At 39.6% G+C, this 23,049-nt stretch carries 20 protein-coding genes, 2 tRNA genes and 3 rRNA genes; 11 read left to right on the forward strand and 14 right to left on the reverse strand.

The window, feature by feature from the left end; all coding sequences use genetic code 11:
- Window positions 1–117: 117 nt before the first annotated feature.
- Together rpsI and rplM are read right to left on the reverse strand one after the other, a co-directional pair.
- Window positions 118–504 (reverse strand): 30S ribosomal protein S9, encoded by a 387-nt coding sequence (rpsI, locus tag AC2117_RS02585; protein ID WP_002048725.1) that lies wholly within the window; start codon window positions 502–504, stop codon window positions 118–120.
- A 12-nt stretch (window positions 505–516) separates the two neighbouring features.
- On the reverse strand, window positions 517–945 hold the full coding sequence (gene rplM / locus AC2117_RS02590; protein ID WP_003656097.1) for a 50S ribosomal protein L13: 429 nt from the start codon (window positions 943–945) through the stop codon (window positions 517–519).
- Window positions 946–1,118: 173 nt separating this feature from the next.
- Between rplM and pdxA the strand changes: the two genes are divergently transcribed.
- Genes pdxA through AC2117_RS02605 form a run of 3 tightly spaced genes read left to right on the forward strand, consistent with a single transcriptional unit; the run spans window position 1,119 to window position 3,781 of the window.
- Window positions 1,119–2,102, forward strand: a complete 984-nt coding sequence (gene pdxA / locus AC2117_RS02595; protein WP_133971715.1) for a 4-hydroxythreonine-4-phosphate dehydrogenase PdxA — start codon at window positions 1,119–1,121, stop codon at window positions 2,100–2,102.
- A gap of 23 nt (window positions 2,103–2,125) precedes the next feature.
- Window positions 2,126–2,938: a 16S rRNA (adenine(1518)-N(6)/adenine(1519)-N(6))-dimethyltransferase RsmA gene (rsmA, locus tag AC2117_RS02600; RefSeq protein WP_133971717.1), complete on the forward strand. Its 813-nt coding sequence runs from the start codon at window positions 2,126–2,128 to the stop codon at window positions 2,936–2,938.
- Entirely contained in the window at window positions 2,939–3,781 is an 843-nt protein-coding gene (locus AC2117_RS02605) for a symmetrical bis(5'-nucleosyl)-tetraphosphatase (RefSeq protein WP_133971719.1), read from the forward strand.
- Between the two features lie 91 nt (window positions 3,782–3,872).
- On the opposite strand, the gene AC2117_RS02610 is transcribed toward AC2117_RS02605, so the two are convergent.
- The 4 genes from AC2117_RS02610 to hflX all read right to left on the reverse strand — a co-directional run bounded on the left by AC2117_RS02610 (window position 3,873) and on the right by hflX (window position 6,832).
- Entirely contained in the window at window positions 3,873–4,316 is a 444-nt protein-coding gene (locus AC2117_RS02610) for a DUF2147 domain-containing protein (RefSeq protein ID WP_133976143.1), read from the reverse strand.
- 82 nt (window positions 4,317–4,398) lie between these two features.
- Window positions 4,399–5,073 (reverse strand): LrgB family protein, encoded by a 675-nt coding sequence (locus AC2117_RS02615; protein WP_133971721.1) that lies wholly within the window; start codon window positions 5,071–5,073, stop codon window positions 4,399–4,401.
- A gap of 10 nt (window positions 5,074–5,083) precedes the next feature.
- On the reverse strand, window positions 5,084–5,455 hold the full coding sequence (locus AC2117_RS02620; RefSeq protein ID WP_042898326.1) for a hypothetical protein: 372 nt from the start codon (window positions 5,453–5,455) through the stop codon (window positions 5,084–5,086).
- A gap of 33 nt (window positions 5,456–5,488) precedes the next feature.
- Window positions 5,489–6,832, reverse strand: a complete 1,344-nt coding sequence (gene hflX / locus AC2117_RS02625) for a ribosome rescue GTPase HflX (protein WP_133971723.1) — start codon at window positions 6,830–6,832, stop codon at window positions 5,489–5,491.
- Between the two features lie 215 nt (window positions 6,833–7,047).
- Here hflX and AC2117_RS02630 point away from each other — a divergent pair, with 215 nt between their 5' ends.
- The gene (locus tag AC2117_RS02630) at window positions 7,048–7,857 is read left to right on the forward strand and encodes a lysophospholipid acyltransferase family protein (RefSeq protein ID WP_133971725.1); all 810 of its coding nucleotides are present in this window, start codon (window positions 7,048–7,050) and stop codon (window positions 7,855–7,857) included.
- Here AC2117_RS02630 and AC2117_RS02635 read toward each other — a convergent pair whose 3' ends face one another.
- Window positions 7,858–9,483, reverse strand: coding sequence for a phospholipase D family protein (locus tag AC2117_RS02635; protein ID WP_133971727.1), 1,626 nt, complete (start codon window positions 9,481–9,483; stop codon window positions 7,858–7,860).
- Window positions 9,484–9,589: 106 nt separating this feature from the next.
- Here AC2117_RS02635 and AC2117_RS02640 point away from each other — a divergent pair, with 106 nt between their 5' ends.
- Window positions 9,590–10,600 carry a metallophosphoesterase gene (locus tag AC2117_RS02640; RefSeq protein ID WP_133971729.1) on the forward strand — a complete coding sequence of 337 codons (1,011 nt, stop codon included), beginning with the start codon at window positions 9,590–9,592 and terminating at the stop codon, window positions 10,598–10,600.
- Between the two features lie 47 nt (window positions 10,601–10,647).
- Here the strand turns inward: AC2117_RS02640 and AC2117_RS02645 are convergent, their stop codons facing one another.
- The 3 genes from AC2117_RS02645 to AC2117_RS02655 are packed head-to-tail and all read right to left on the reverse strand — an operon-like array spanning window position 10,648 to window position 12,874.
- Window positions 10,648–11,127 (reverse strand): OmpA family protein, encoded by a 480-nt coding sequence (locus AC2117_RS02645; protein WP_133971731.1) that lies wholly within the window; start codon window positions 11,125–11,127, stop codon window positions 10,648–10,650.
- Window positions 11,128–11,141: 14 nt separating this feature from the next.
- On the reverse strand, window positions 11,142–12,365 hold the full coding sequence (locus tag AC2117_RS02650; protein WP_197730973.1) for a diguanylate cyclase domain-containing protein: 1,224 nt from the start codon (window positions 12,363–12,365) through the stop codon (window positions 11,142–11,144).
- A gap of 5 nt (window positions 12,366–12,370) precedes the next feature.
- The gene (locus AC2117_RS02655) at window positions 12,371–12,874 is read right to left on the reverse strand and encodes a YfiR family protein (protein WP_133971733.1); all 504 of its coding nucleotides are present in this window, start codon (window positions 12,872–12,874) and stop codon (window positions 12,371–12,373) included.
- Window positions 12,875–13,457: 583 nt separating this feature from the next.
- Between AC2117_RS02655 and AC2117_RS02660 the strand changes: the two genes are divergently transcribed.
- The 6 genes from AC2117_RS02660 (at window position 13,458) to AC2117_RS19205 (ending at window position 19,490) form a co-directional block, all read left to right on the forward strand.
- A 16S ribosomal RNA gene (locus tag AC2117_RS02660) occupies window positions 13,458–14,995 on the forward strand.
- Between the two features lie 59 nt (window positions 14,996–15,054).
- Window positions 15,055–15,131 (forward strand) — tRNA-Ile (locus tag AC2117_RS02665).
- 56 nt (window positions 15,132–15,187) lie between these two features.
- Window positions 15,188–15,263 (forward strand) — tRNA-Ala (locus AC2117_RS02670).
- 370 nt (window positions 15,264–15,633) lie between these two features.
- A 23S ribosomal RNA gene (locus tag AC2117_RS02675) occupies window positions 15,634–18,527 on the forward strand.
- A 183-nt stretch (window positions 18,528–18,710) separates the two neighbouring features.
- A 5S ribosomal RNA gene (gene rrf / locus AC2117_RS02680) occupies window positions 18,711–18,825 on the forward strand.
- The 16S, 23S and 5S rRNA genes sit together here with 2 tRNA genes alongside, the layout of an rRNA operon.
- A gap of 134 nt (window positions 18,826–18,959) precedes the next feature.
- Window positions 18,960–19,490: an NMCC_0638 family (lipo)protein gene (locus AC2117_RS19205; protein WP_413773096.1), complete on the forward strand. Its 531-nt coding sequence runs from the start codon at window positions 18,960–18,962 to the stop codon at window positions 19,488–19,490.
- A 60-nt stretch (window positions 19,491–19,550) separates the two neighbouring features.
- Here AC2117_RS19205 and AC2117_RS02695 read toward each other — a convergent pair whose 3' ends face one another.
- The 4 genes from AC2117_RS02695 to AC2117_RS02705 all read right to left on the reverse strand — a co-directional run bounded on the left by AC2117_RS02695 (window position 19,551) and on the right by AC2117_RS02705 (window position 22,903).
- Window positions 19,551–20,924 (reverse strand): dihydrolipoyl dehydrogenase, encoded by a 1,374-nt coding sequence (locus AC2117_RS02695; protein WP_133971735.1) that lies wholly within the window; start codon window positions 20,922–20,924, stop codon window positions 19,551–19,553.
- A gap of 82 nt (window positions 20,925–21,006) precedes the next feature.
- Entirely contained in the window at window positions 21,007–22,203 is a 1,197-nt protein-coding gene (locus AC2117_RS02700) for a hypothetical protein (RefSeq protein ID WP_133976147.1), read from the reverse strand.
- A 107-nt stretch (window positions 22,204–22,310) separates the two neighbouring features.
- On the reverse strand, window positions 22,311–22,415 hold the full coding sequence (locus AC2117_RS19210; RefSeq protein WP_371864353.1) for a lipoprotein: 105 nt from the start codon (window positions 22,413–22,415) through the stop codon (window positions 22,311–22,313).
- Between the two features lie 152 nt (window positions 22,416–22,567).
- Window positions 22,568–22,903, reverse strand: coding sequence for a TIGR01244 family sulfur transferase (locus AC2117_RS02705; RefSeq protein WP_005036085.1), 336 nt, complete (start codon window positions 22,901–22,903; stop codon window positions 22,568–22,570).
- Window positions 22,904–23,049: the final 146 nt, after the last annotated feature.

Below are 23,049 nucleotides of genomic sequence, written 5' to 3' on the forward strand. Positions count from 1 at the left end.
TCACGATTCTAAAGAGATACTTTGTTTATATTTATAAGTTTGCGTTTTATTGTTCTATTTTCATAATAAAAAAGCCTTGGGAAAATCCAAGGCTTTTTGTCCAACTCGGTAAACGAATTAACGTTTAGAGAATTGAGGACGCTTACGAGCTTTACGTAAACCAAGTTTCTTACGTTCAACTTCACGAGCATCACGAGTAACGAAACCAGCTTGACGAAGAACAGGTTTTAAAGTTTCGTCAGCAGCGATAAGCGCACGAGTAATACCGTGACGGATCGCGCCAGCTTGACCACCAATACCACCACCTTTAACAGTGATGTAAAGGTCAAACTTTTCAGTAACTTCTAAAAGTTCTAAAGGTTGACGAACAACCATACGAGCAGTTTCACGACCGAAATATTGCTCTAAAGTACGGTTGTTAATAACGAGTTTGCCTGTACCAGCTGACAAGAAAACACGTGCAGTTGCGGTCTTACGGCGACCTGTACCATAATTAGTAGCCATGTGCTGTATCCCTTAGATGTCCAAAACTTGTGGCTGTTGAGCAGCATGCGGATGCTCAGTACCAGCGTACACTTTCATTTTTTTGATCATTGCATAACCAAGAGGACCTTTTGGTAACATGCCTTTAACTGCTTTTTCAAGAACAGCTTCAGGCTTGTGAGCAATTAACTTCTCGAAGTTAGTCTCACGGATACCACCAGGGAAACCAGTATGGCGATAATATTTCTTATCAAGTGCTTTTTTACCAGTCACTTGAACTTGTTCAGCATTAATCACAACGATGTAATCGCCAGTGTCAACGTGAGGAGTATAAGAAGTCTTGTGCTTACCGCGTAAACGACGAGCGATTTCAGTCGCAAGGCGACCTAAAGTTTTGCCAGAAGCATCAACAACATACCAGTCATGTTGAACTTCAGCTGGCTTAGCGCTGAGAGTTTTCATTAAACCACTACCTATTATAGTTGGTTTGGACTATGGAATCTGTCCAAACAAAAGGAGCGAGCATTCTAAACGAGTTTGTTCAAAGTCACAAGAAAAATCCAGTTTAAGCCATATAATTTAATCCATAAACTGATGAATGCGGGATATGTTAAAATCAAACAAATTTTCGTTATGTGTCTGGGGTGATTGTGCTGCCTTTATATGTCACTTCTGGTGAGCCGGCTGGTATTGGTCCAGATATTTGCTTGAGCTTAGCTAAGCGAGTTGATGAACGCCCACTTGTTATTTTGGGTGACCGAAATTTATTAGAACAACGTGCCCGAAAACTTGGGATAGATATTCAATTTCTAGAATATACGGGACAAGCTGAATCGTCGTCTTCAGGTGAACTTTATATAGAGCATATACCTTTAGAAACGGTGGTTGTTGATGGGCAATTAAACTCAGCTAATGCGGCTTATGTATTAGAACAATTACGCCGTTCAGCTGATTATGCAATGTCTGGTAAAAGTGTGGGTGTAGCCACTGCTCCTGTGCAAAAGTCGGTCATTAATGATGCAGGTATTTTGTTTAGTGGCCACACTGAATATTATCAAGAATTTGCAGGGGTAGAGCGCGTCGTCATGATGCTTGCAACCAAAACTTTGCGTGTTGCCTTAGCGACTACACATTTGCCCTTAAGAGATGTTGCCGATGCAATTACTAAAGAGCGTTTGCATCAGGTCATTGATATTTTAATACATGATTTAAAAACTAAATTTAAAATTACAGATCCGCGCATATTAGTGTGTGGCTTAAATCCTCATGCGGGTGAAGATGGCTATTTGGGACGCGAAGAGATTGAGACCATTAATCCGGTGCTCGAAACTTATCGGGCGCAAGGAATTAAAATGAGTCTAAGCTTGCCTGCTGATACCTTATTTACCCCTGAGCATCTTAAAAATGCTGACGCTGTACTTGCCATGTACCATGATCAAGGTCTACCTGTGTTAAAATCACAAGGGTTTGGTGAGGCCATCAATATTACATTGGGTTTGCCGTTCATCCGAACTTCGGTCGATCATGGCACGGCATTGTCTTTGGCCGGGACCGGTTTGGCAAAAAGCTCAAGTTTAAATGTCGCTGTCGATTTAGCTTTATCTTTGGCAGCGAGCTAAATTTTTCATGTTGGAAATGTTCTATGTATCAAATTAATGCCCTAAACCCGAAAGATGAAGGGCATAAAGCTCGTAAACGTTTTGGTCAAAACTTCTTACATGATCAGCGAGTCATTGCCAAAATCGTGCGCTCGGTGAATCCGCGTGCAGGTGAAAATGTTGTCGAAATTGGACCTGGTTTGGCCGCATTAACATCTCCGTTAATTGGAGAGTGTGATGCATTAACAGTTGTTGAGCTAGATCGTGATTTAGCGGCAGGCTTACCAGAACGCGTTCCACATCCTGAACGTTTAACAATTATAGAAGCTGATGCATTAAAATATGATTTTAACGAGCTGGTAAAAGATGGTCGACCATTACGTGTGGTTGGTAATTTACCTTATAACATTTCAACTCCATTACTTTTTCATCTCTTGGAATTTGGCAGTAAAGTTAAAGACATGCACTTTATGCTCCAAAAAGAGGTGGTTGATCGTATTACTGCCGAACCAAACACAAAAGAATATGGTCGCTTGTCGGTAATGATTCAGTATTATTGCCAACCTACCTTTTTATTTGAAGTGCCAGCTGGTGCATTTAACCCGCCACCTAAAGTAACGAGTGCTGTTTTCCGCCTTGTTCCATATGAACAAAAACCAATTATTGCAAAAGATGAAAAAGCTTTAGCTCGTTTAGTTGGTCATGTATTTACCCAACGTCGTAAAACACTAAGAAATAGCCTTAAAGGTATGATCGCTGAAGATGGCTTTGAAAAAGCAGGCGTTGATCCGATGGCTCGTCCAGAAACTTTAACACTGACTCAATTTGTTGCTTTAGCCGATCAAATGGTGACATAAATGACTAAACGTTTTAATTATGTGATTGGCGATGTGCAAGGGTGTTTCGAAGCTCTGAAAGCCTTACTTAAAGAAATACGTTTTGATCCCGACCAAGATTTTTTATGGTTTGCGGGTGATTTGGTCGCTCGTGGCGAAAACTCAGTGGGTGCCTTACGTTTTGTTAAAAAACTTGCTGATCGTGGCGCTGCTGCAACGGTTCTTGGAAATCATGATCTGACTTTAATTGCTGGCGCGCGTGGTTTAAAAGAGATTAAAGAAAAAGATCGCACGCAGGATGTTATTGATGCAATTGATGGCGATGAGTTAATTGACTGGTTGCGTAAACAGCCATTATGTTTATTCCCAAACGAGCACACAATTCTTACTCATGCAGGCATACCTTGTATTTGGGATGCACAAAAAACTGCTACTTTGGCAAAAGAAGTTGAAGCGGTACTCGCAAATGAAGATTTAACTGTATTGGATGCTTTTTTAGCAGAAATGTATGGTTCAAAACCAGATTTGTGGGAAGACAACTTAACTGGTTCTGCGCGGTTACGTTGTATTACCAATTATTTGACCCGCATGCGTTTAACCAACGCAGAAGGGGCTTTAGAGTTCAGTTTTAAAGATGCTCTGGATGCGCCAATGCCAGAAGGCTATTTACCTTGGTTCGAATTTCCAAGTAAAGCTGCTCAGACTCATCAGATTATTTTTGGTCATTGGGCTGCGCTAGAAGGTAGAAGCATTAATGAGCAAATCCAGAATATTGATGGCGGCTGTGTTTGGGGCCGAAAATTAATGGCTTATCGCCTTGAAGATAAAGAAATCTTTGCTGTCGAAAATCCTGTGCAAGTATAGGGAAAGCAATGCTTTTCACGAGCGCAAGATGAGGGTTGTACCTAAGTTAAAATAAAAAAGCCGCATAAGCGGCTTTTTTTATTTTTAAATTTTATTCTAAGCGTAACCAAATTTGGTTTCGGCCTAATGCTGAAACGCCAAGATATCCACGCATATGAAGACGTTTACCAGTTGCGCTAAGTTTTGCTTTAAGCCCATAAACTTTGCCCGTATTCGGATCTAAAATTTTCCCACCTGTATAATTAAGCTCATCTGTCTTTTTTAAGCCAGTTGCAATATCCAAACCTAAAATAGGTTTATTGGTATATGGCGCAGGGCAGTTATCACAAATTTCTTTAGGCGTATAACCTGGACGTGGTGTAACTTTGATAATCTTTCCAGCATATGTCCCATTTGCTTCTTTTCGTATTTCTACCTGTGCTTTGGGCGCACCAGTCTTATCATCAATCGTTTGCCAAAGACCTGTAATGTCTGCTGCAAATGTGGCAGTATTAATCCCCAGTAAGAGCAAAGCTCCAATAAAAATTTTCCCCATCATTAAAAATCCTTTTAACATTGAAAGGTCATCTTATTTCGAATTTATATACCGTTCAATGTTTATTTAATAGGCTTGTTAATTATGGTGTTCCGAGTGACAACATTAATGTAGGTAGCCAAATTGCAGTAAATACGCCGTTCAAAGCCATACCAAATGCAGCGTAGCGGCCCGCAACTGATCCGCGCTGCCAAGCTTGAGCTGTTCCTATGGCATGAGCAGCTAAACCTAAGGCTAAACCGGAAGCACGCTCATCATGAATATGCTTAAGTAAAAATGGTGAAAATGCTGCCCCAATAACCCCGGATAAAATAACAATAAGGGTCACCAGTGTTTCAGGAGCATGCAATAACGTTGCGATATTTAGGGCAATTGGGGTAGTTACTGCACGTGTTGCAAATGCAAGAATGGTAGATTCCGACATATGCAACAAATAAGCGAGGCCCATAGGCAAAGCAACCGCGCTTATACTTGCAAAAAGTAAAATACCAATCACTGATTTAATTGGAAGGTCATCGTAACGCATTGCAGCTAAAGGAATGGCTAAGGCTACAGTCACATACCCCAATAAATGGCTAAATAACTCATTTACATAAAGACGATATTGTTCATAAGGGACTTGTAAAACTGAAAGTAACCCAATCACAATGAACATGCCGAAAACTAAAAGTGGAACTTGTGGAAAACGTCGGTTCAAAGGTTTTGCACACAGATAACCAATTAATGTGATTAAAAAACCATAGAAAATCGTAAACATTTTATTCTCCTTATAACCAACGTTTTGCCATTTTTGCATAGACCCACAAAGGTATAAGGGTGCTGACCACTAAAACAAAAAGGAACAGTGGAATTTCTTTACCCATATGCACCAACATAATTAAGGAGCCAGCACAAACGGGTAAAAAAGCAAATCCACTTTCTTTCATAATTTTATTATTGGTATCGACTATCCGAAGAGGGATTTTTTTGAACTTTCTCCAGAGAATCAAAATAGTGAGTAAGCTGATTAAGCCGACCAGATTACCTAATTCTGGATGACCAAAAGCACGCATGACGATGACAGAGCCTTCACGAAAACCAATAATGAGTAGTAAAGTTACTACCCATGCTGTCCAGTCTATACTTCTGATCTTATCCATATTTTTTTTCTCTAAAAGTTTACTTATCAAGTTTTAACTGATCTGACCCTTGATTTCAAACTCTTCCAAGGGACGGCTAAATTGACTAGCATGTTCTCCCAAGATTTCTTCCAAAGGTAGTTTTGCTTGGCGAATAAGCTTTTCTAGCTTATGTGGTGCAATCTTCACATCAATATGTAATAAGCCTGCATCATCATAATGTTCAGACTCAATCACATTTAAGGCATAAAGTTGGGTGCGAAATTTGCCATAAGCCGGTTTAAGAGTCAGTGAGAAATGTTGAATTTGGCCCATTAAACATTCTTGTACTGCTTGTTGCAGTAATTCTAGACCAAGGCCAGCATGAGCTGAAACATAAACTCGATCTGGGACATGTGGCTCGGCATAAATAATTTTGGCCTCTTCACCACTCAGGTCAATTTTGTTGTACACCCGAAGTACTGGAGCATCTGCACCAATTTCTTTTAATACACCTTCAACTGCTTCAATTTGATCAAGCATGTCATGGCTATTACTATCAATTACATGCAATAAAAGTGTGGCTTCTAGCGTTTCTTCAAGTGTTGCCTTGAATGATTCAACCAAATCATGCTGTAAGTTTCGTACAAAACCTACTGTATCTGCTAACACAACAGTACCGATCCCATCCCATTCTAAACGGCGTAATGTTGGATCGAGTGTTGCAAACAGTTGATCTGCTGCATAGACATCACTTTTCGCTAAAATATTAAATAGAGTTGATTTTCCAGCATTGGTATAACCAACGAGTGAAACAGTTGGAATAGCTGCCTTTTGTCTTGCAGCACGCCCTTGTATACGGGTTTGATGTACTTTTTCTAATTTATCTTTTAATTGGGCAATACGAACACGAATGAGGCGACGATCTGTTTCCAGTTGTGTTTCACCAGGACCACGTAAGCCAATACCACCTTTTTGCTGTTCAAAGTCGGCCGACCAACCGCGAATAAGACGCGTAGATAAATGCTTAAGCTGCGCAAGTTCGACTTGTAATTTACCTTCATGCGTACGAGCACGCAGCGCAAAAATATCTAAAATTAAACCAGTACGGTCAATAACTCGGCATTTTAATATTCTTTCTAAATTTCGTTCTTGAGCGGGTGATAAAGCATGGTCAAAAATCACCAGACTTGCTTCTAACTCCTGAACTCGCTCGGCAATTTCTTCGACTTTTCCTGATCCAATAAAAAATTTAGGATTGGGCTTATTTCGCTGAACCTTAATATGTTCAAGGATATCTGCACCAGCAGACTGTGCAAGTAGAGCAAACTCTTCGGCATCCAGATCATCTAATAATTGTACAGAAACACTCACTAAAATTGTGCGTTCACCGCCTTGATGCCGATCAACATATTCCACGTGGCTATAAATCCTGAAAATGGGAAAACTTTATTCTAGATGAAACTTAAGCAAAAGGGGAAAGCGTTTGTTCTTATCCTTTAGATTAGTTAAATGTAATTAGAGATGTTTGAATTTATTTTATTTCCCGTTCTCTATCATCAATGCAAGTTTATTCTGAAACGTATAGAATGCTCGAGATGGGTATAACAATGATTGATCGTTAGTGAAATTTTATGGCTCAAACGCAAAGTATAGTTAATTCAACGTTAAAGAAATTATCAAAAATAGGTTTATACGGAAAAAAAGTCACTTCTGCCACGGCTGCAATTAGTGAAGGTTTTTATTTAGTTTATCGATATGGCCTTTATAAAGATCCTAATAATCCGGTCAATACACGCTATGTTCAATATTTTTGCCGCCGTTTATGTCAGGTTTTTAACTTAGATGTAGAAGTACACGGAACAATTCCTAGAGAACCTGCCCTATGGGTAAGTAATCATATTTCTTGGCTAGATGTTGCTGTTTTAGGTTCAGGGGCTCGTGTTTTCTTCCTTGCTAAAGCCGAAATTGAGAATTGGCCCATTTTAGGAAATCTGGCTAAAGGTGGTGGAACTTTATTTATTAAGCGTGGGTCTGGGGATTCGGTTAGAATCCGTGAGCAAATTACTGAATTTTTAAAACAAAATATTCCTGTACTATTTTTCCCTGAAGCGACTACTACAGATGGGCATTCTGTTAAGAAAGTACATGGTCGTTTACTCGGGGCTGCTATTGAGGCTCAACGCCCAGTACAGGTATGTTTAATTTGTTATGTAAATCGTCATGGGCAATTAGATACAGTTGCTCCTTTCATTGGCGAGATGACATTTGCTGAACATATTCAACGTGTACTTGAAATGCCGAAAGTAACGGCTCATTTGCTAACGTTACCGCCAATTCCTGTAGAAGGACACGACGTGAAGAGTTTAACGCGCGAAGTTCAAGAAAAAATGGTAGAAGGATTGGCTCAACTACATCAGAAAGTACTTAAGCCAAAAAGTTAATTACATAAATCCTTCAAGTGGCAGCCATGAAAGAAATTTCATGCCTGCTTTTTGCCACCATTTCATCTCTGGTTCTTGTTTGTAAATTAAAGGACCGTTTGGAGTTTCTTGCTGCCAATAAATATGATTATTAGGATCTAGCTTTAGCTTATAAGCAAATTTGTTTAAATTTTCATCCATCGTGTGGTGAATTGTCTTAGCCAACGACGGGCTATCTAAAATTACGCCAATTTCAGTATTCAAATAAGCTGAGCGTGGATCAAAATTAAATGAACCAATAAAAACCTGCTCATCTAATGCCATAAGTTTAGTATGCAAACTTGAGCGACTTAATCCTTTCATGTTCACTTTCGCTTTAGTTGCAAGCTCATCTGTATTTTTATTTAAATCTCTTTTATCGGGTGTCGGTAAAAACTCATAAAGTTGTACGCCGTTTTTAAGAAGTTCTTTACGGTATTTCCCATAAAAGGCATGAACAACGGCAACGTCATTCGCTTTAAACGAGTTAGTTAAAACTCGCACTTCAACACCTTCTTTAGCAAGAGTACTTAAAATCTTGGCGCCTTGCTTCTCTGGAATAAAATAAGCTGAAATTAAGTCAACGTTACTTTCTGGTTTTTCTAAATGGTTAATTAACTGGAAATTTAGGTGTTCTTCTTTTTTAGCCTTTGACTTGATTTTATCAGGCGAGTCTTTTACAACTTCTGCTTTGACCCAGTCGAATTGAATATTACGATTTAACCATTCATCAAATGCATGTGATTTTGCGGTTAAGTTTAGAAAGTTTTGAACTGTCGCCTGTTGGTAGTGAGCTTCGAGTTGCTCTTTTAATCCTTCATAACGTAGACGATGTTGCTCTGGACTTACAATACTTTGAACTGAATATGCATATTCATGATTCCAGTAATCATCAAATGAATTCACAATGTCATCAACAGCAGCACCAACTAACATCACATCGACATCAGAGAATTGATAACTATCACTTACGTTGTAATATTGATTTGTCATGTTACGTCCGCCAATAAGAGCAACTTCATTGTCGGCAATAAAACTTTTATTATGCATACGACGATTGATACGTTTTAAATCAAGCACCATATCCATCGCGCGATATTTACGAAAACGGTAGGGGTTAAAAAGCTTAACTTCAATATTTTTATGCTGAGAAAGGGCGAGCAGAATCCCTTCTATTTTTTTTGCATTATTGTCATCAATAAGAAGTCGAACTTTTACCCCACGATCAGCTGCCCGAATAATCGCGTGCAAGGCTAAAGCACCAACTTTGTCGTTGTCCCAAATGTAATATTGTAAATCTAACGTCTTTTCAGCTTTATCAATTAATCTTAGGCGGGCTGCTAGAGCCTCCAACGGATCATTTAAGACATGATAACCCGTTAGCTTGGGATTCTGCTGACGTAAGGGAGTAATCAGTTTGGCAAGTGAGGTCTGAGAAGTATCAATATCTTTTGCATATTGTACTGGCTCAACACTATGTTTTGGCAGAGTACTACATCCTGTCAAACCCACAGCAAAACTAGAACATAGGACTAAAGAAGCTTTTATCAAAAAGCCTTTAGCTTGTTGATTCGTTTGAAGCTGTTTGGATCGAAAGGATTGTGCCATAATCAGTACATACGATAACGTGAGCTAGAGTATAGTTCGTGCATATTGAAAGATAAATATTGAATTTGATTACTAGCAATCAATATAAGATAAGTCGAGAATCGTAATGTGGAACCCAAATTCAATCATCTTTTGTTTTTACTTTATTTTTTCAATACTTGCTTTATGGGGAATTTCTGAAGCTTGGATTCATCAATCTCGAACCGAGACGATTCATCCATTTAAAGCTTTTGTCCATTTACTCGCATTTTATCTCTCTTATCTACTTATTCCTCTCTGGTTTTTTAATTTATATGCTGCTTGGATTGGTTACTATTCAATTCACCAAGGTATTTTTATCTTTTTCTTAAGTGGTGTTTTAATTTACGCCCGATTTATTGAACCTCATCTGGTGCGTGTCGATACTCATCAATATCGGTTAAATCCAGATCGTAGTTTTAATAAACCGGTAAAGGTAGCCTTAATTGCAGATTTACATATCGGTTTATTTTCAGGGCATGAGCGCCAACTCAAAACGATAGTTAGAAAATTAAATGAGCAGCAACCTGATTTAGTGGTTGTGGCAGGTGATTGGACATATGAACCAGAAGACAGATTAATTCAAGAATTGAGTGTTTTAAAAGAAATTCAGGCGCCTGTTTACTCTGTTCCTGGAAACCATGATGAGCAATATCCAGGACCACCTATTCAACAATTGTTAAAAGATGCCTTGTTTTATAATGAGGTTGTCGATATTGAAGGCAAAATAGTTGATTTTGAAGAATTCCGTCTGATTGGCATTGGCGATCTCTGGGCCGGAAAAACCGATATGCGTTCCATGCCCGATTTACCCCAAGATAAACCTTGGTTAATCCTTTCTCATAATCCTGATACAGTAGATATGGTGCCTAAATTGCCAAATCGTCCATTAATGCTATCTGGGCATACGCATGGTGGGCAGGTGGAGCTTCCATGGCTAACTAACTATATTATGAAAAAAGTATCAATTTTAGGGCATAAAAGAGGGCTTTATTCCCACGAACATGCCGATGTCTTTGTTACAGTTGGCACAGGAATGGTCGGAATCCCTTTACGTTTTAGAGTGCCGCCAACCATTGATATTATTGAGTTAGTTTAAAATAAAAAAGCCAATCACAAAGGATTGGCTTTTTTATAAATTGAAAATTATGGAATAACCACAATAGCAACACGTCGATTAATCGCACGATTTTCATTGGTTGTATTTGGGACATAAGGCTGAGTTGAACCACGACCAATCACGTAGATACTTTCTTTTTTAAATCCGCGCGCTAAGAAAAGATTTGCCACACTTTGTGCGCGCTCTTCAGATAGCTTTTGATTATAAGTTGCATCGCCAACATCATCAGTGTGCCCAACAATTTTCAATTTATTTAAATCATATTTATTCAATTGATTTGCTAGACGCGCTAACTCAGCTTCATGGCTCTGTTTTAACTCTGCATTATTAAAGTCAAATAACAAACGTTCTGGTAAACCCAGAGTCCATCCTTCATCAGTAAGAACAAAACCTTCTTTCTTAAGCAATTTTACCTGACGATATTTTAATGGACCAAAACTCAGGCACCCTGCAAGAGTAATGCATAGCAATGCAATAAAGGAGAGTTTTAAAGATCTTGTATTCATAGATTAGCCTAAATTTAATTTTCAGGTTTATAGATAAACCAGTGTTCATCCGAATTTTTAGCCTTATACATTGCTTGATCTGCTTGCATAATGAAATCTTCGGGGCTAGATGCAAATTGTGATAAAGCAATACCTACACTAAAACTGAAATAAATGGTTTGTCCATTCAGCTGCAAAGGTTCTTTACAGCTTTCGAGTAAATTTTCAGCAATAGATATTAAATGATCAGCATGGCTAATGGAATGCAAAATGACAGCAAACTCATCACCACCTAAACGTGCAATAAAATCTTGATGGCGTAAACGGGTTTGCAAGCGGTTGGCCATTTCTTTTAAAACTTCATCTCCAGCCAAATGTCCAAACTGGTCATTAATCGCTTTGAAGTTATTGTTATCTAGAAACAGTAAAGCAGACTTGTTATCAAATCCCTTATCTTCAAACATATCTAATAGAACTTGATAAAAATAATGTCTATTCGGTAATAATGTAAGCTGATCGTGATGAGCCTGAAATGATAATTTACGATTTTCTTTTTGTAATTGATTGTCCCATATCTGAATTTCTTCAAGTAACTCATTAAAAACAGTATTTAAATCTTGAAATTCTTTAATTCGGTTATAAGGAAACCGAAGATTATAAGCTTTTTGTTCACTTACAATTTGAGCAATATTGGTAAGTGGATAAATCGCCTGCATAATTTGGCGATAAGTTAAGTTTACTGACCACCACAAAGCGCAAACAATAAACAACATTGCAATTGCAAGTCCTACGATAATCATTTTGAGGAACTGCAATATTTTTTCTGAACTACCAAAAAGTGTTAATTCACCTACATTTTGTTCGTGATGATAAATTGTAAGATGAACGGGCTCATTTAAAAACCAATGATCAAACCAACCCTCCAAAATTGAGGTTTGACTTGATAATTTAAAACTTTGTGCAATTAAATGATGTTCTGAATCATAAATATGAATAGTACGAATTGAATGATCATTGGTGTATTCATTCAAAATTTGCTCTATCGTAATTTTATCATTAAATACAACTGCGGGCTGAATACGCTCTAGCAGAGTATGGCTGAGCAATTGCAAATTTTGTTTGGCGTAAGTTTCCATTGTAAAAACAGAAATCGATACAAACGTAAAAGAGCAGATAAAGAAAGTAATTGCAAAAATAGTAAATTGAGATTTTCTAAATAAAGCATGCAATGAAGTGGACTGATACAACTTTGATATCATGATCCTTACTCCGCATTCTTAGCCAAGAGCAATACTCTTGGATCAATATGAACTTTGGAGTGACTTAAAGCATCTAAGTTAACTTTAAAGGTAGTGTAATTATTTTGATTGTATAAACAAAAGATACTTCCTATTTCACATTCTGAATTATTAATGCTTAAAGAAAGTAAAGAACGATAAGGATAGTTCTGAATAAGGTTTTGTTGTTGCTGTGGAGAAGTAGTAGAAAAATAAACTGCCTGACAATGTGACCGAGCAAAATCTTTCGCGTTTACAGTTTGAACACGATAATTATAAGACATTTGCTGGATATAAGATTGAAAGGTAGATGTAATGGAGGGATTATCAATAACACAAAGAGTAGGAGTATTTACATTCTCCCACTTACTATAGCTTAGAATAGATAAAGTAAGCACATAGAAGTTATGTTTTGAATTGGCATAACAAGGCCCACTCGTAGCAAACACTACAAGTATGCAAACAAATACTTTCTTAGCGAACTGCCACATGGTGAGTTAATGCCAAACTATTGCACGAATAATCTATTCTACATGAAGTTGATAAACTAAAAAAAGTTTAATATCTCATCTAATGTTGACTGAGCTGCTTAAAAAAAAGGCATATATATCACTTTTTTCGTAAAATAGTAGAAAAAAACGGCACTCGATAGAAAAAGGCTGAAATACCCCTTGCAAAGGGTTTTTAATCCTCTATAATGCACATCCATCGGCGGTGATGCAGATAGAAACTTGTTGAAAAACAGTTACTTGGAATTGAGTAGATTGCTTTAAGTGATAGATTTGATGAGAAGTTGGTTTTGGAAATAAGTTTTAAAAATATCGAAATTACCTGTTGACTTTTAAGAGATTAAGAGTAATATAGCCGACCTAGCTTGCTGGTGACGAACCAGTAAGAAGATCATTAAGAGATTATGAAGAACAACTTGTGTGGATTTTTACTGATTGATTGATCGAAATATTATCATTGATTGATTGGTTTAAATTACTCGAAGTTTATTTGAGCGAAATTTAAGTCAGAAAATTGATGAGCCAGAATTGGCACCTTGTCTTTAATAAGGTGCAAAATGATTTTTAACTGAAGAGTTTGATCATGGCTCAGATTGAACGCTGGCGGCAGGCTTAACACATGCAAGTCGAGCGGAGTGATGGTGCTTGCACTATCACTTAGCGGCGGACGGGTGAGTAATGCTTAGGAATCTGCCTATTAGTGGGGGACAACATTTCGAAAGGAATGCTAATACCGCATACGTCCTACGGGAGAAAGCAGGGGATCTTCGGACCTTGCGCTAATAGATGAGCCTAAGTCGGATTAGCTAGTTGGTGGGGTAAAGGCCTACCAAGGCGACGATCTGTAGCGGGTCTGAGAGGATGATCCGCCACACTGGGACTGAGACACGGCCCAGACTCCTACGGGAGGCAGCAGTGGGGAATATTGGACAATGGGCGCAAGCCTGATCCAGCCATGCCGCGTGTGTGAAGAAGGCCTTATGGTTGTAAAGCACTTTAAGCGAGGAGGAGGCTACTGAAGTTAATACCTTCAGATAGTGGACGTTACTCGCAGAATAAGCACCGGCTAACTCTGTGCCAGCAGCCGCGGTAATACAGAGGGTGCAAGCGTTAATCGGATTTACTGGGCGTAAAGCGCGCGTAGGCGGCTAATTAAGTCAAATGTGAAATCCCCGAGCTTAACTTGGGAATTGCATTCGATACTGGTTAGCTAGAGTGTGGGAGAGGATGGTAGAATTCCAGGTGTAGCGGTGAAATGCGTAGAGATCTGGAGGAATACCGATGGCGAAGGCAGCCATCTGGCCTAACACTGACGCTGAGGTGCGAAAGCATGGGGAGCAAACAGGATTAGATACCCTGGTAGTCCATGCCGTAAACGATGTCTACTAGCCGTTGGGGCCTTTGAGGCTTTAGTGGCGCAGCTAACGCGATAAGTAGACCGCCTGGGGAGTACGGTCGCAAGACTAAAACTCAAATGAATTGACGGGGGCCCGCACAAGCGGTGGAGCATGTGGTTTAATTCGATGCAACGCGAAGAACCTTACCTGGCCTTGACATAGTAAGAACTTTCCAGAGATGGATTGGTGCCTTCGGGAACTTACATACAGGTGCTGCATGGCTGTCGTCAGCTCGTGTCGTGAGATGTTGGGTTAAGTCCCGCAACGAGCGCAACCCTTTTCCTTATTTGCCAGCGAGTAATGTCGGGAACTTTAAGGATACTGCCAGTGACAAACTGGAGGAAGGCGGGGACGACGTCAAGTCATCATGGCCCTTACGGCCAGGGCTACACACGTGCTACAATGGTCGGTACAAAGGGTTGCTACCTAGCGATAGGATGCTAATCTCAAAAAGCCGATCGTAGTCCGGATTGGAGTCTGCAACTCGACTCCATGAAGTCGGAATCGCTAGTAATCGCGGATCAGAATGCCGCGGTGAATACGTTCCCGGGCCTTGTACACACCGCCCGTCACACCATGGGAGTTTGTTGCACCAGAAGTAGGTAGTCTAACCGCAAGGAGGACGCTTACCACGGTGTGGCCGATGACTGGGGTGAAGTCGTAACAAGGTAGCCGTAGGGGAACCTGCGGCTGGATCACCTCCTTAACGAAAGATTGACGATTGGTAAGAATCCACAACAAGTTGTTCTTCATAGATGTATCTGAGGGTCTGTAGCTCAGTTGGTTAGAGCACACGCTTGATAAGCGTGGGGTCACAAGTTCAAGTCTTGTCAGACCCACCATGACTTTGACTGATTAAGGTTATAGACAGAAAGATACATAACTGATGATGTAAGCTGGGGACTTAGCTTAGTTGGTAGAGCGCCTGCTTTGCACGCAGGAGGTCAGGAGTTCGACTCTCCTAGTCTCCACCAGAACTTAAGAGAAGTTCGGATTACAGAAATTAGTAAATAAAGATTTAGATCTTGGTTTATTAACTTCTGTGATTTAAGTATCACGGTATTAAGCATGACCTGACGAAGGCATGTTTATTCATTAACAGATTGGCAAAATTGAGTCTGAAATAAATTGTTCACTCAATAATGAAAAGAGAAGAAGTAATTCTAATCTTGGAATTCATTGAGAACTAGCAAATTAACTGAATCAAGCGTTTTGGTATATGAATTAGATTGAAGCTGTACAGTGTTTAAATACACAGTACTTCAAACTGTAAGAGATTGATGAGGAATCATTGATCATGTCTTATTACTCCTTGTAGGTAATAACGACTGTTTGGGGTTGTATAGTCAAGTAATTAAGTGCATGTGGTGGATGCCTTGGCAGTCAGAGGCGATGAAAGACGTAATAGCCTGCGATAAGCTCCGGGGAGGCGGCAAATATCCTTTGATCCGGAGATTTCTGAATGGGGGAACCCACCTACTTTAAGGTAGGTATTGCAACATGAATACATAGTGTTGCAAGGCGAACGAGGGGAAGTGAAACATCTCAGTACCCTTAGGAAAAGAAATCAATTGAGATTCCCTTAGTAGCGGCGAGCGAACGGGGATCAGCCCATTAAGTTATGTGTGTTTTAGTGGAACGCTCTGGGAAGTGCGAACGTAGAGGGTGATATTCCCGTACACGAAAGGGCACACATAATGATGACGAGTAGGGCGAGGCACGTGAAACCTTGTCTGAATATGGGGGGACCATCCTCCAAGGCTAAATACTCCTGACTGACCGATAGTGAACCAGTACCGTGAGGGAAAGGCGAAAAGAACCCCTGTGAGGGGAGTGAAATAGATCCTGAAACCGCATGCATACAAGCAGTGGGAGCCGACTTGTTCGGTGACTGCGTACCTTTTGTATAATGGGTCAGCGACTTATATTCAGTAGCGAGGTTAACCGTATAGGGGAGCCGTAGAGAAATCGAGTCTTAATAGGGCGTTTAGTTGCTGGGTATAGACCCGAAACCAGGCGATCTATCCATGAGCAGGTTGAAGGTTGGGTAACACTAACTGGAGGACCGAACCCACTGTCGTTGAAAAGCCAGGGGATGACTTGTGGATAGGGGTGAAAGGCTAATCAAGCCTGGTGATAGCTGGTTCTCCCCGAAAGCTATTTAGGTAGCGCCTCGGACGAATACCATAGGGGGTAGAGCACTGTTTCGGCTAGGGGGTCATCCCGACTTACCAAACCGATGCAAACTCCGAATACCTATGAGTACTATCCGGGAGACAGACTGCGGGTGCTAACGTCCGTAGTCAAGAGGAAAACAATCCAGACCGCCAGCTAAGGCCCCAAAATCATAGTTAAGTGGGAAACGATGTGGGAAGGCATAGACAGCTAGGAGGTTGGCTTAGAAGCAGCCACCCTTTAAAGAAAGCGTAATAGCTCACTAGTCGAGTCGGCCTGCGCGGAAGATGTAACGGGGCTAAAACTATGTGCCGAAGCTGCGGATTTGACTTTTAAGTCAAGTGGTAGGGGAGCGTTCTGTAAGCCGATGAAGGTGTATTGAGAAGTATGCTGGAGGTATCAGAAGTGCGAATGCTGACGTGAGTAACGACAAAACGGGTGAAAAACCCGTTCGCCGAAAGACCAAGGGTTCCAGTCCAACGTTAATCGGGGCTGGGTGAGTCGACCCCTAAGGCGAGGCCGAAAGGCGTAGTCGATGGGAAATTGGTTAATATTCCAATACTTCTGTGTAATGCGATGAGAGGACGGAGAAGGTTAAGTCAGCCTGGCGTTGGTTGTCCAGGTGAAAGGAAGTAGGCATGCATCTTAGGCAAATCCGGGGTGCTCTATGCTGAGATCTGATAGCAAGCTGTACTTGTACAGCGAAGTGGCTGATACCATGCTTCCAGGAAAAGTCTCTAAGCTTCAGTTACACAGGAATCGTACCCTAAACCGACACAGGTGGTCAGGTCGAGTAGACCAAGGCGCTTGAGAGAACTCTGCTGAAGGAACTAGGCAAAATGGTACCGTAACTTCGGGAGAAGGTACGCTGTTGTTGGTGATGGAACTTGCTTCCTGAGCTGATGACAGCCACAGAAACCAGGCCGCTGCAACTGTTTATTAAAAACATAGCACTCTGCAAACACGAAAGTGGACGTATAGGGTGTGATGCCTGCCCGGTGCTGGAAGGTTAATTGATGGGGTTAGCGTAAGCGAAGCTCTTGATCGAAGCCCCAGTAAACGGCGGCCGTAACTATAACGGTCCTAAGGTAGCGAAATTCCTTGTCGGGTAAGTTCCGACCTGCACGAATGGCATAATGATGGCGGCGCTGTCTCCAGCAGAGGCTCAGTGAAATCGAAATCGCTGTGAAGATGCAGTGTACCCGCGGCTAGACGGAAAGACCCCGTGAACCTTTACTGCAGCTTGACATTGAACTTTGACCTTACTTGTGTAGGATAGGTGGGAGGCTTTGAAGTTGGAACGCTAGTTCCAATGGAGCCGTCCTTGAAATACCACCCTGGTAATGTTGAGGTTCTAACTCTGCCCCGTAATCCGGGGCGAGGACCATGTCTGGTGGGTAGTTTGACTGGGGCGGTCTCCTCCTAAAGAGTAACGGAGGAGTACGAAGGTGCGCTCAGCGTGGTCGGAAATCACGCGTAGAGTATAAAGGCAAAAGCGCGCTTAACTGCGAGACCCACAAGTCGAGCAGGTACGAAAGTAGGTCTTAGTGATCCGGTGGTTCTGTATGGAAGGGCCATCGCTCAACGGATAAAAGGTACTCTGGGGATAACAGGCTGATACCGCCCAAGAGTTCATATCGACGGCGGTGTTTGGCACCTCGATGTCGGCTCATCTCATCCTGGGGCTGAAGCAGGTCCCAAGGGTATGGCTGTTCGCCATTTAAAGAGGTACGCGAGCTGGGTTTAGAACGTCGTGAGACAGTTCGGTCCCTATCTACCGTGGGCGCTGGAAATTTGAGAGGATCTGCTCCTAGTACGAGAGGACCAGAGTGGACGAACCTCTGGTGTACCGGTTGTGACGCCAGTCGCATCGCCGGGTAGCTATGTTCGGAAGGGATAACCGCTGAAAGCATCTAAGCGGGAAGCCTACCTCAAGATAAGATTTCCCTAGGACTTTATGTCCTCTAAAGAGCCGTTCGAGACTAGGACGTTGATAGGTTGGATGTGGAAGCATAGTGATATGTGAAGCTGACCAATACTAATTGCTCGTGAGGCTTGACTATACAACACCCAAGCAGTTGTATATATGGCATCAATCGATTCATTAATATGCAAAGCAACTTGATTTAGTTATATGTTTAGCTAAAATGAACAAAATTAAAGTAAGACTCAATCAGCCCATCTGTAAAGATTTGGAAAACGCATCGGCAACCAATAAGACCAATGCAAGTATCCATACCAGTTGTGCTGGCGACCATAGCAAGAGTGAACCACCTGATCCCTTCCCGAACTCAGAAGTGAAACCTCTTAGCGCTGATGGTAGTGTGGGGTTTCCCATGTGAGAGTAAGTCATCGCCAGCTCATTATTCTAAACACCCTCAACTGATGTTGGGGGTGTTTTTTTATGCAGAAAGTAAACTGAAAATGATAGAATAATTTTGGGATGAATTATGATATAAACCAAATACCTTAAAATGATAACAAGAGTATGAATAATGAAATTTGTAGGATTAAAAATATTTGTGTGTATGCTAGCTATAATATTTGTTAGTAAATCTATCTATGCTAATGAAGCTGTAGAAAGTTTATTTAGCACAAAAGCTTTTTTAAATATTTGTGTTAGTTCTAGAGGAAATCCAGAAATAATAAATAAACAAGCAAAAAATATGGGTTTTACTCAAATGCCTGATGAATATGCTGCACATTTTTTAAAAGATGATAATGGGAACGCTTGGATGATAAGCTCTTCAGAAGGAAAGTTTGTTATTACTCAAATCGATAACGGCGTATGTTCATTATTTATAAATAAAGGAAACTCAACTGAAATTCAGAAGAGTTTAGAAAGTTGGTTGCCCCCAAAATCTACTGGTTTAACTTATAAAAAGGAAATATCTAAAGATAAAAATTTGACTACAACAAATTATATTATTTCTAAAGATGGAAAGGCTTTAGAGACATGGATATATACTAGTTCATCTGAAAAGAATGCTTCACTAGTTGCAGTTATTTCCCATCAAATGAATTAATTAAAACAATTTAATGTATAGAAGAGCCAACTTTTATTAAAGGAGCTCTTCTAAAATTGATCATTTCAACTGTCTACGAGCATGTTTTAAAGCAGTGCGAAGACCTTCTTCTAGAGTCGGGTGATAGAAAGGTTTCTCTAAAATATCATTTAAAGTTAAACCTTCACCTATTATCCAGCTTAACAGATGAGCCATATGCTCTGTTGCTTCTGTAAATAACTCAGCACCAAGAAGTTTTTCGCTTTTTCTTTCGATATAAATCTCAATGCCACCCTTATTTTTTCCAAGGACGATAGCTCTGCCTTGTCGTTCATAAGAGGCTTCGCCTGTAATAAAGTCTATACCAGTATCTTTTAGTTGTTTAAAACTTTGCCCAACAATCGCCATTTCTGGATCACTAAATACAATTCCTAATGAGGTAAGGGTTTTAATTGGATTGACTTGTGGGTAGTTCAAACAGTTATGAACAGCTTTTTTGCCCTCATGTGCAGCTTCATGTTGTAATGGCGTTGAAGTATAAGCATCACCGACAATAAAAATTGGATATTGTTCTAATTGCTTGGTTTTTGCATTTATAGGTAACAACTTAATATCTTCAAAAGAATCATCAATATTTTCTAGTTTTAAAGTATCAAGTAAACTTGAACGGCCTGTTGCAGCTAGAACATATTCAACTTTGAGAGTTTTCTCTTTTTCTTCAAATTTATAATTTAATATAACTCCCTCAGAATTACACTTAGCTTCACTTGGTAGAGTCTCGAATAGAATTTTTAACTCTTTCCCTAGTTCTTTTTGCGCAAGTTGTTGAAGTTTCGGGCTAGTCAGTACTCCAATTCGTTTACTGCGAGCAAAAATTGTAGTTTCTACACCTAAACGATGCATTGCTTGAGCAATCTCAAGGGCAATCACACCACTACCAATGACAGCAATAGATTTAGGGAGTGTTTTTAACTCGAATATTTGATCTGTTGTTATAAGCCGATTACCAAGTTCTTCTTTCCAAGCTTTATCGTAATTAGGAGTTGAACCAACTGCCAGAATAAAACTTTTTGATTGGTACTGTTGCCCATTAATTTCTATAGTTTGTGCATCAATAAAATGTGCTTTACCAGAAATTTTATGTTCAGTTGGCCATTGTTCTACATCTTTTAAAGTTGCTTGTGTAAAACGATCACGCAATGTTTGTACGTGCTGCATCACTTGATCAGTATTAATTTTTGCAGATACGTCCAAAGCAACCTCCTGAGCATTTTGAATGTCAAACATTCGATTTGCTGTAGAGATGAGGATTTTACTGGGCATACAGCCTACACGAGCACAAGTGGTATCCCAAGGGCCATCATTTATAATTAAAATATTATTGGTATGTTTAACGGCTTCTTTATATGCGCTAATACCAGCAGTACCTGCGCCAATGATAATAATATCGAACATTTTCATTAAGCTATTTTAATAGATATTTAGAATATATAGAAAAACCCTCTTGAGCAGAGGGTTTGATTCTAATTATTTAGCTTTAAAATGTAAATTTTTGCATAAAAGGTGTTTTTAAAGTGGTGGAAACAGTCCCATTTTGATTAGTAGATTGACCTTCGATGCTTATACCATTAATGACATGCTTAAAGTTTAATGTAGTTCCATTTAAGCTTTGTTTAAAAGTAAAAATATTTTGTCCTTCCAGATAAATACTGCCATTAAATTTTTGTGCATTCGTTGTTGAAGATTCATTTTCAACACGACTTCCTTCAAGGCTAGTAATACTTGGTAGACTTAATATTTGCTGATTACCTGATTTTACTTTGTATATCGCAATGTTCGTATTACCTGGAGTTGAGTTCACAACAAATGAAATTGGCTCTGCAAAAGGAACATTAGGGTTATCATTGATAAGTACGTTGAAGCCAGAACCACCTTGAACTACGTAGAGATCACCATCAGTTGATGTATTATCTTTATATACACTCATTGCACCGGTAGTCACTTCTTTTTCAGTTGGTTGGCCTGTCTCTGGATCTTGAACCATAGTAGTTGTAGTGATTTTATAATCACTTGTTGTGGAGTTGATTAATACAAATCTTTTTTGCTTGGTTTGTTCAAGTCCCCATGATTGTTGGAATGGATACGCAAAGGCCCCAGTAATTGTCACATCTTGGAAGTTCTTATCATTATTTTCATTTTGAAAAATATAGATTCTGGTATTTGATTGATAATCCTCTAAATTTGGAGATGTATTATCGCTTGCCAGTTTAATATTTTTTAAATCATCTGCTGTAATATCAAAGTCCCAGTCACTATAACCAGTGAGTAAAGTTTTAATTTCTTCACCTTTAAATACGTAGCAGGCGCGGTAGTCTGTAGTACTCTTAATGAAGCATTTCTCACGATAATGGTCAGAGTACTTGGTAAGATCTACTTTTCGAATATCTAATGTTAACTTGAGTGGACCTTGGGCGAAGGTGTCTAATGCGTGATCAATGTAACCTTTTGATAGATTTTCATTATTAATATCATAGGCACCAAATAAATATTTTCCTTCTTGTTTTACGCTATTTAAAACAGAAGTCGCCAACTCTTGATCTGTTGATGGTGTGGTTGGCGTTGTTGTAGAGCCAGAATTTGAATTTTGGTTATAGTAGCCATCACTGCCACCCCCACCACAAGCTGTCAAAAAAGCAGCCAAAGTAATCCCACATACCCCATGAGTAAGTTTCATCATTATCCCCAATTAAAATGATAAGTTATTTAAAATAATTTTTTAGATTTATAAAATAACATATATTTCATGAGGTTGCTCATTATATTTATGGGGAAGTTAGCTAATTAAATTCGTGTACCCATAGTTACTCCAACGGTAGGTTTTACTTGCATTGAAGAACACGCTGTAAGAATTAAACAACTTAAAAGAGCGAATATAAATTTATTCATAAAAATTAATAAATGATTCAAAAAGATTTAAATACTTTAGAGCAATATTATTTTTAGTTCTGTTGAATTCGTGCAGAGATATGCAAAATAAGTTATCAAAAACCCTATTTTAAAGAAGAAATAGGGTTTTATAGGATCTTAATTTCTTTAACTTAGTCGTCTAATAAATCCATTTGTTTTGCTAATTGATATAGATTATTTGAACGGTTTCCTGTGCGGCAAAACATAAGTACAGGCTTTGGCAACTCGTTGTAATGATTCGCGAAAGTACGTACATCGAGTTCTGTAATTTGCCCAGCTACAACAGGCTGATAAACATAGTCTAGTCCTACTTGGCGTGCTGCTTCTTCAATTTGAGCACTTGTAGGTTGTTCTGGGCCGCCTTCCATATCTGGTCGATTATTAATAATCGATTTAAATCCTTTTTCTACAACTTGGCCAACATGTTCTGGACCGATTTGACCTGCGAAACCAACATTCTCTGACATTTCGTCACTCCAAAATTTAACAAAACCTCTTATGCTGTATCATAGCATTAAGCTTAACCTGAGATACAAGACACTCGTGTGTTGTTCTGACTGAGAAAGTTATGTCTTATAGCTGAGCTGTAAATATTAAAATGATCATCAGGCTA

Source organism: Acinetobacter calcoaceticus, assembly GCF_900520355.1.
GTDB lineage: Bacteria > Pseudomonadota > Gammaproteobacteria > Pseudomonadales > Moraxellaceae > Acinetobacter > Acinetobacter calcoaceticus_C.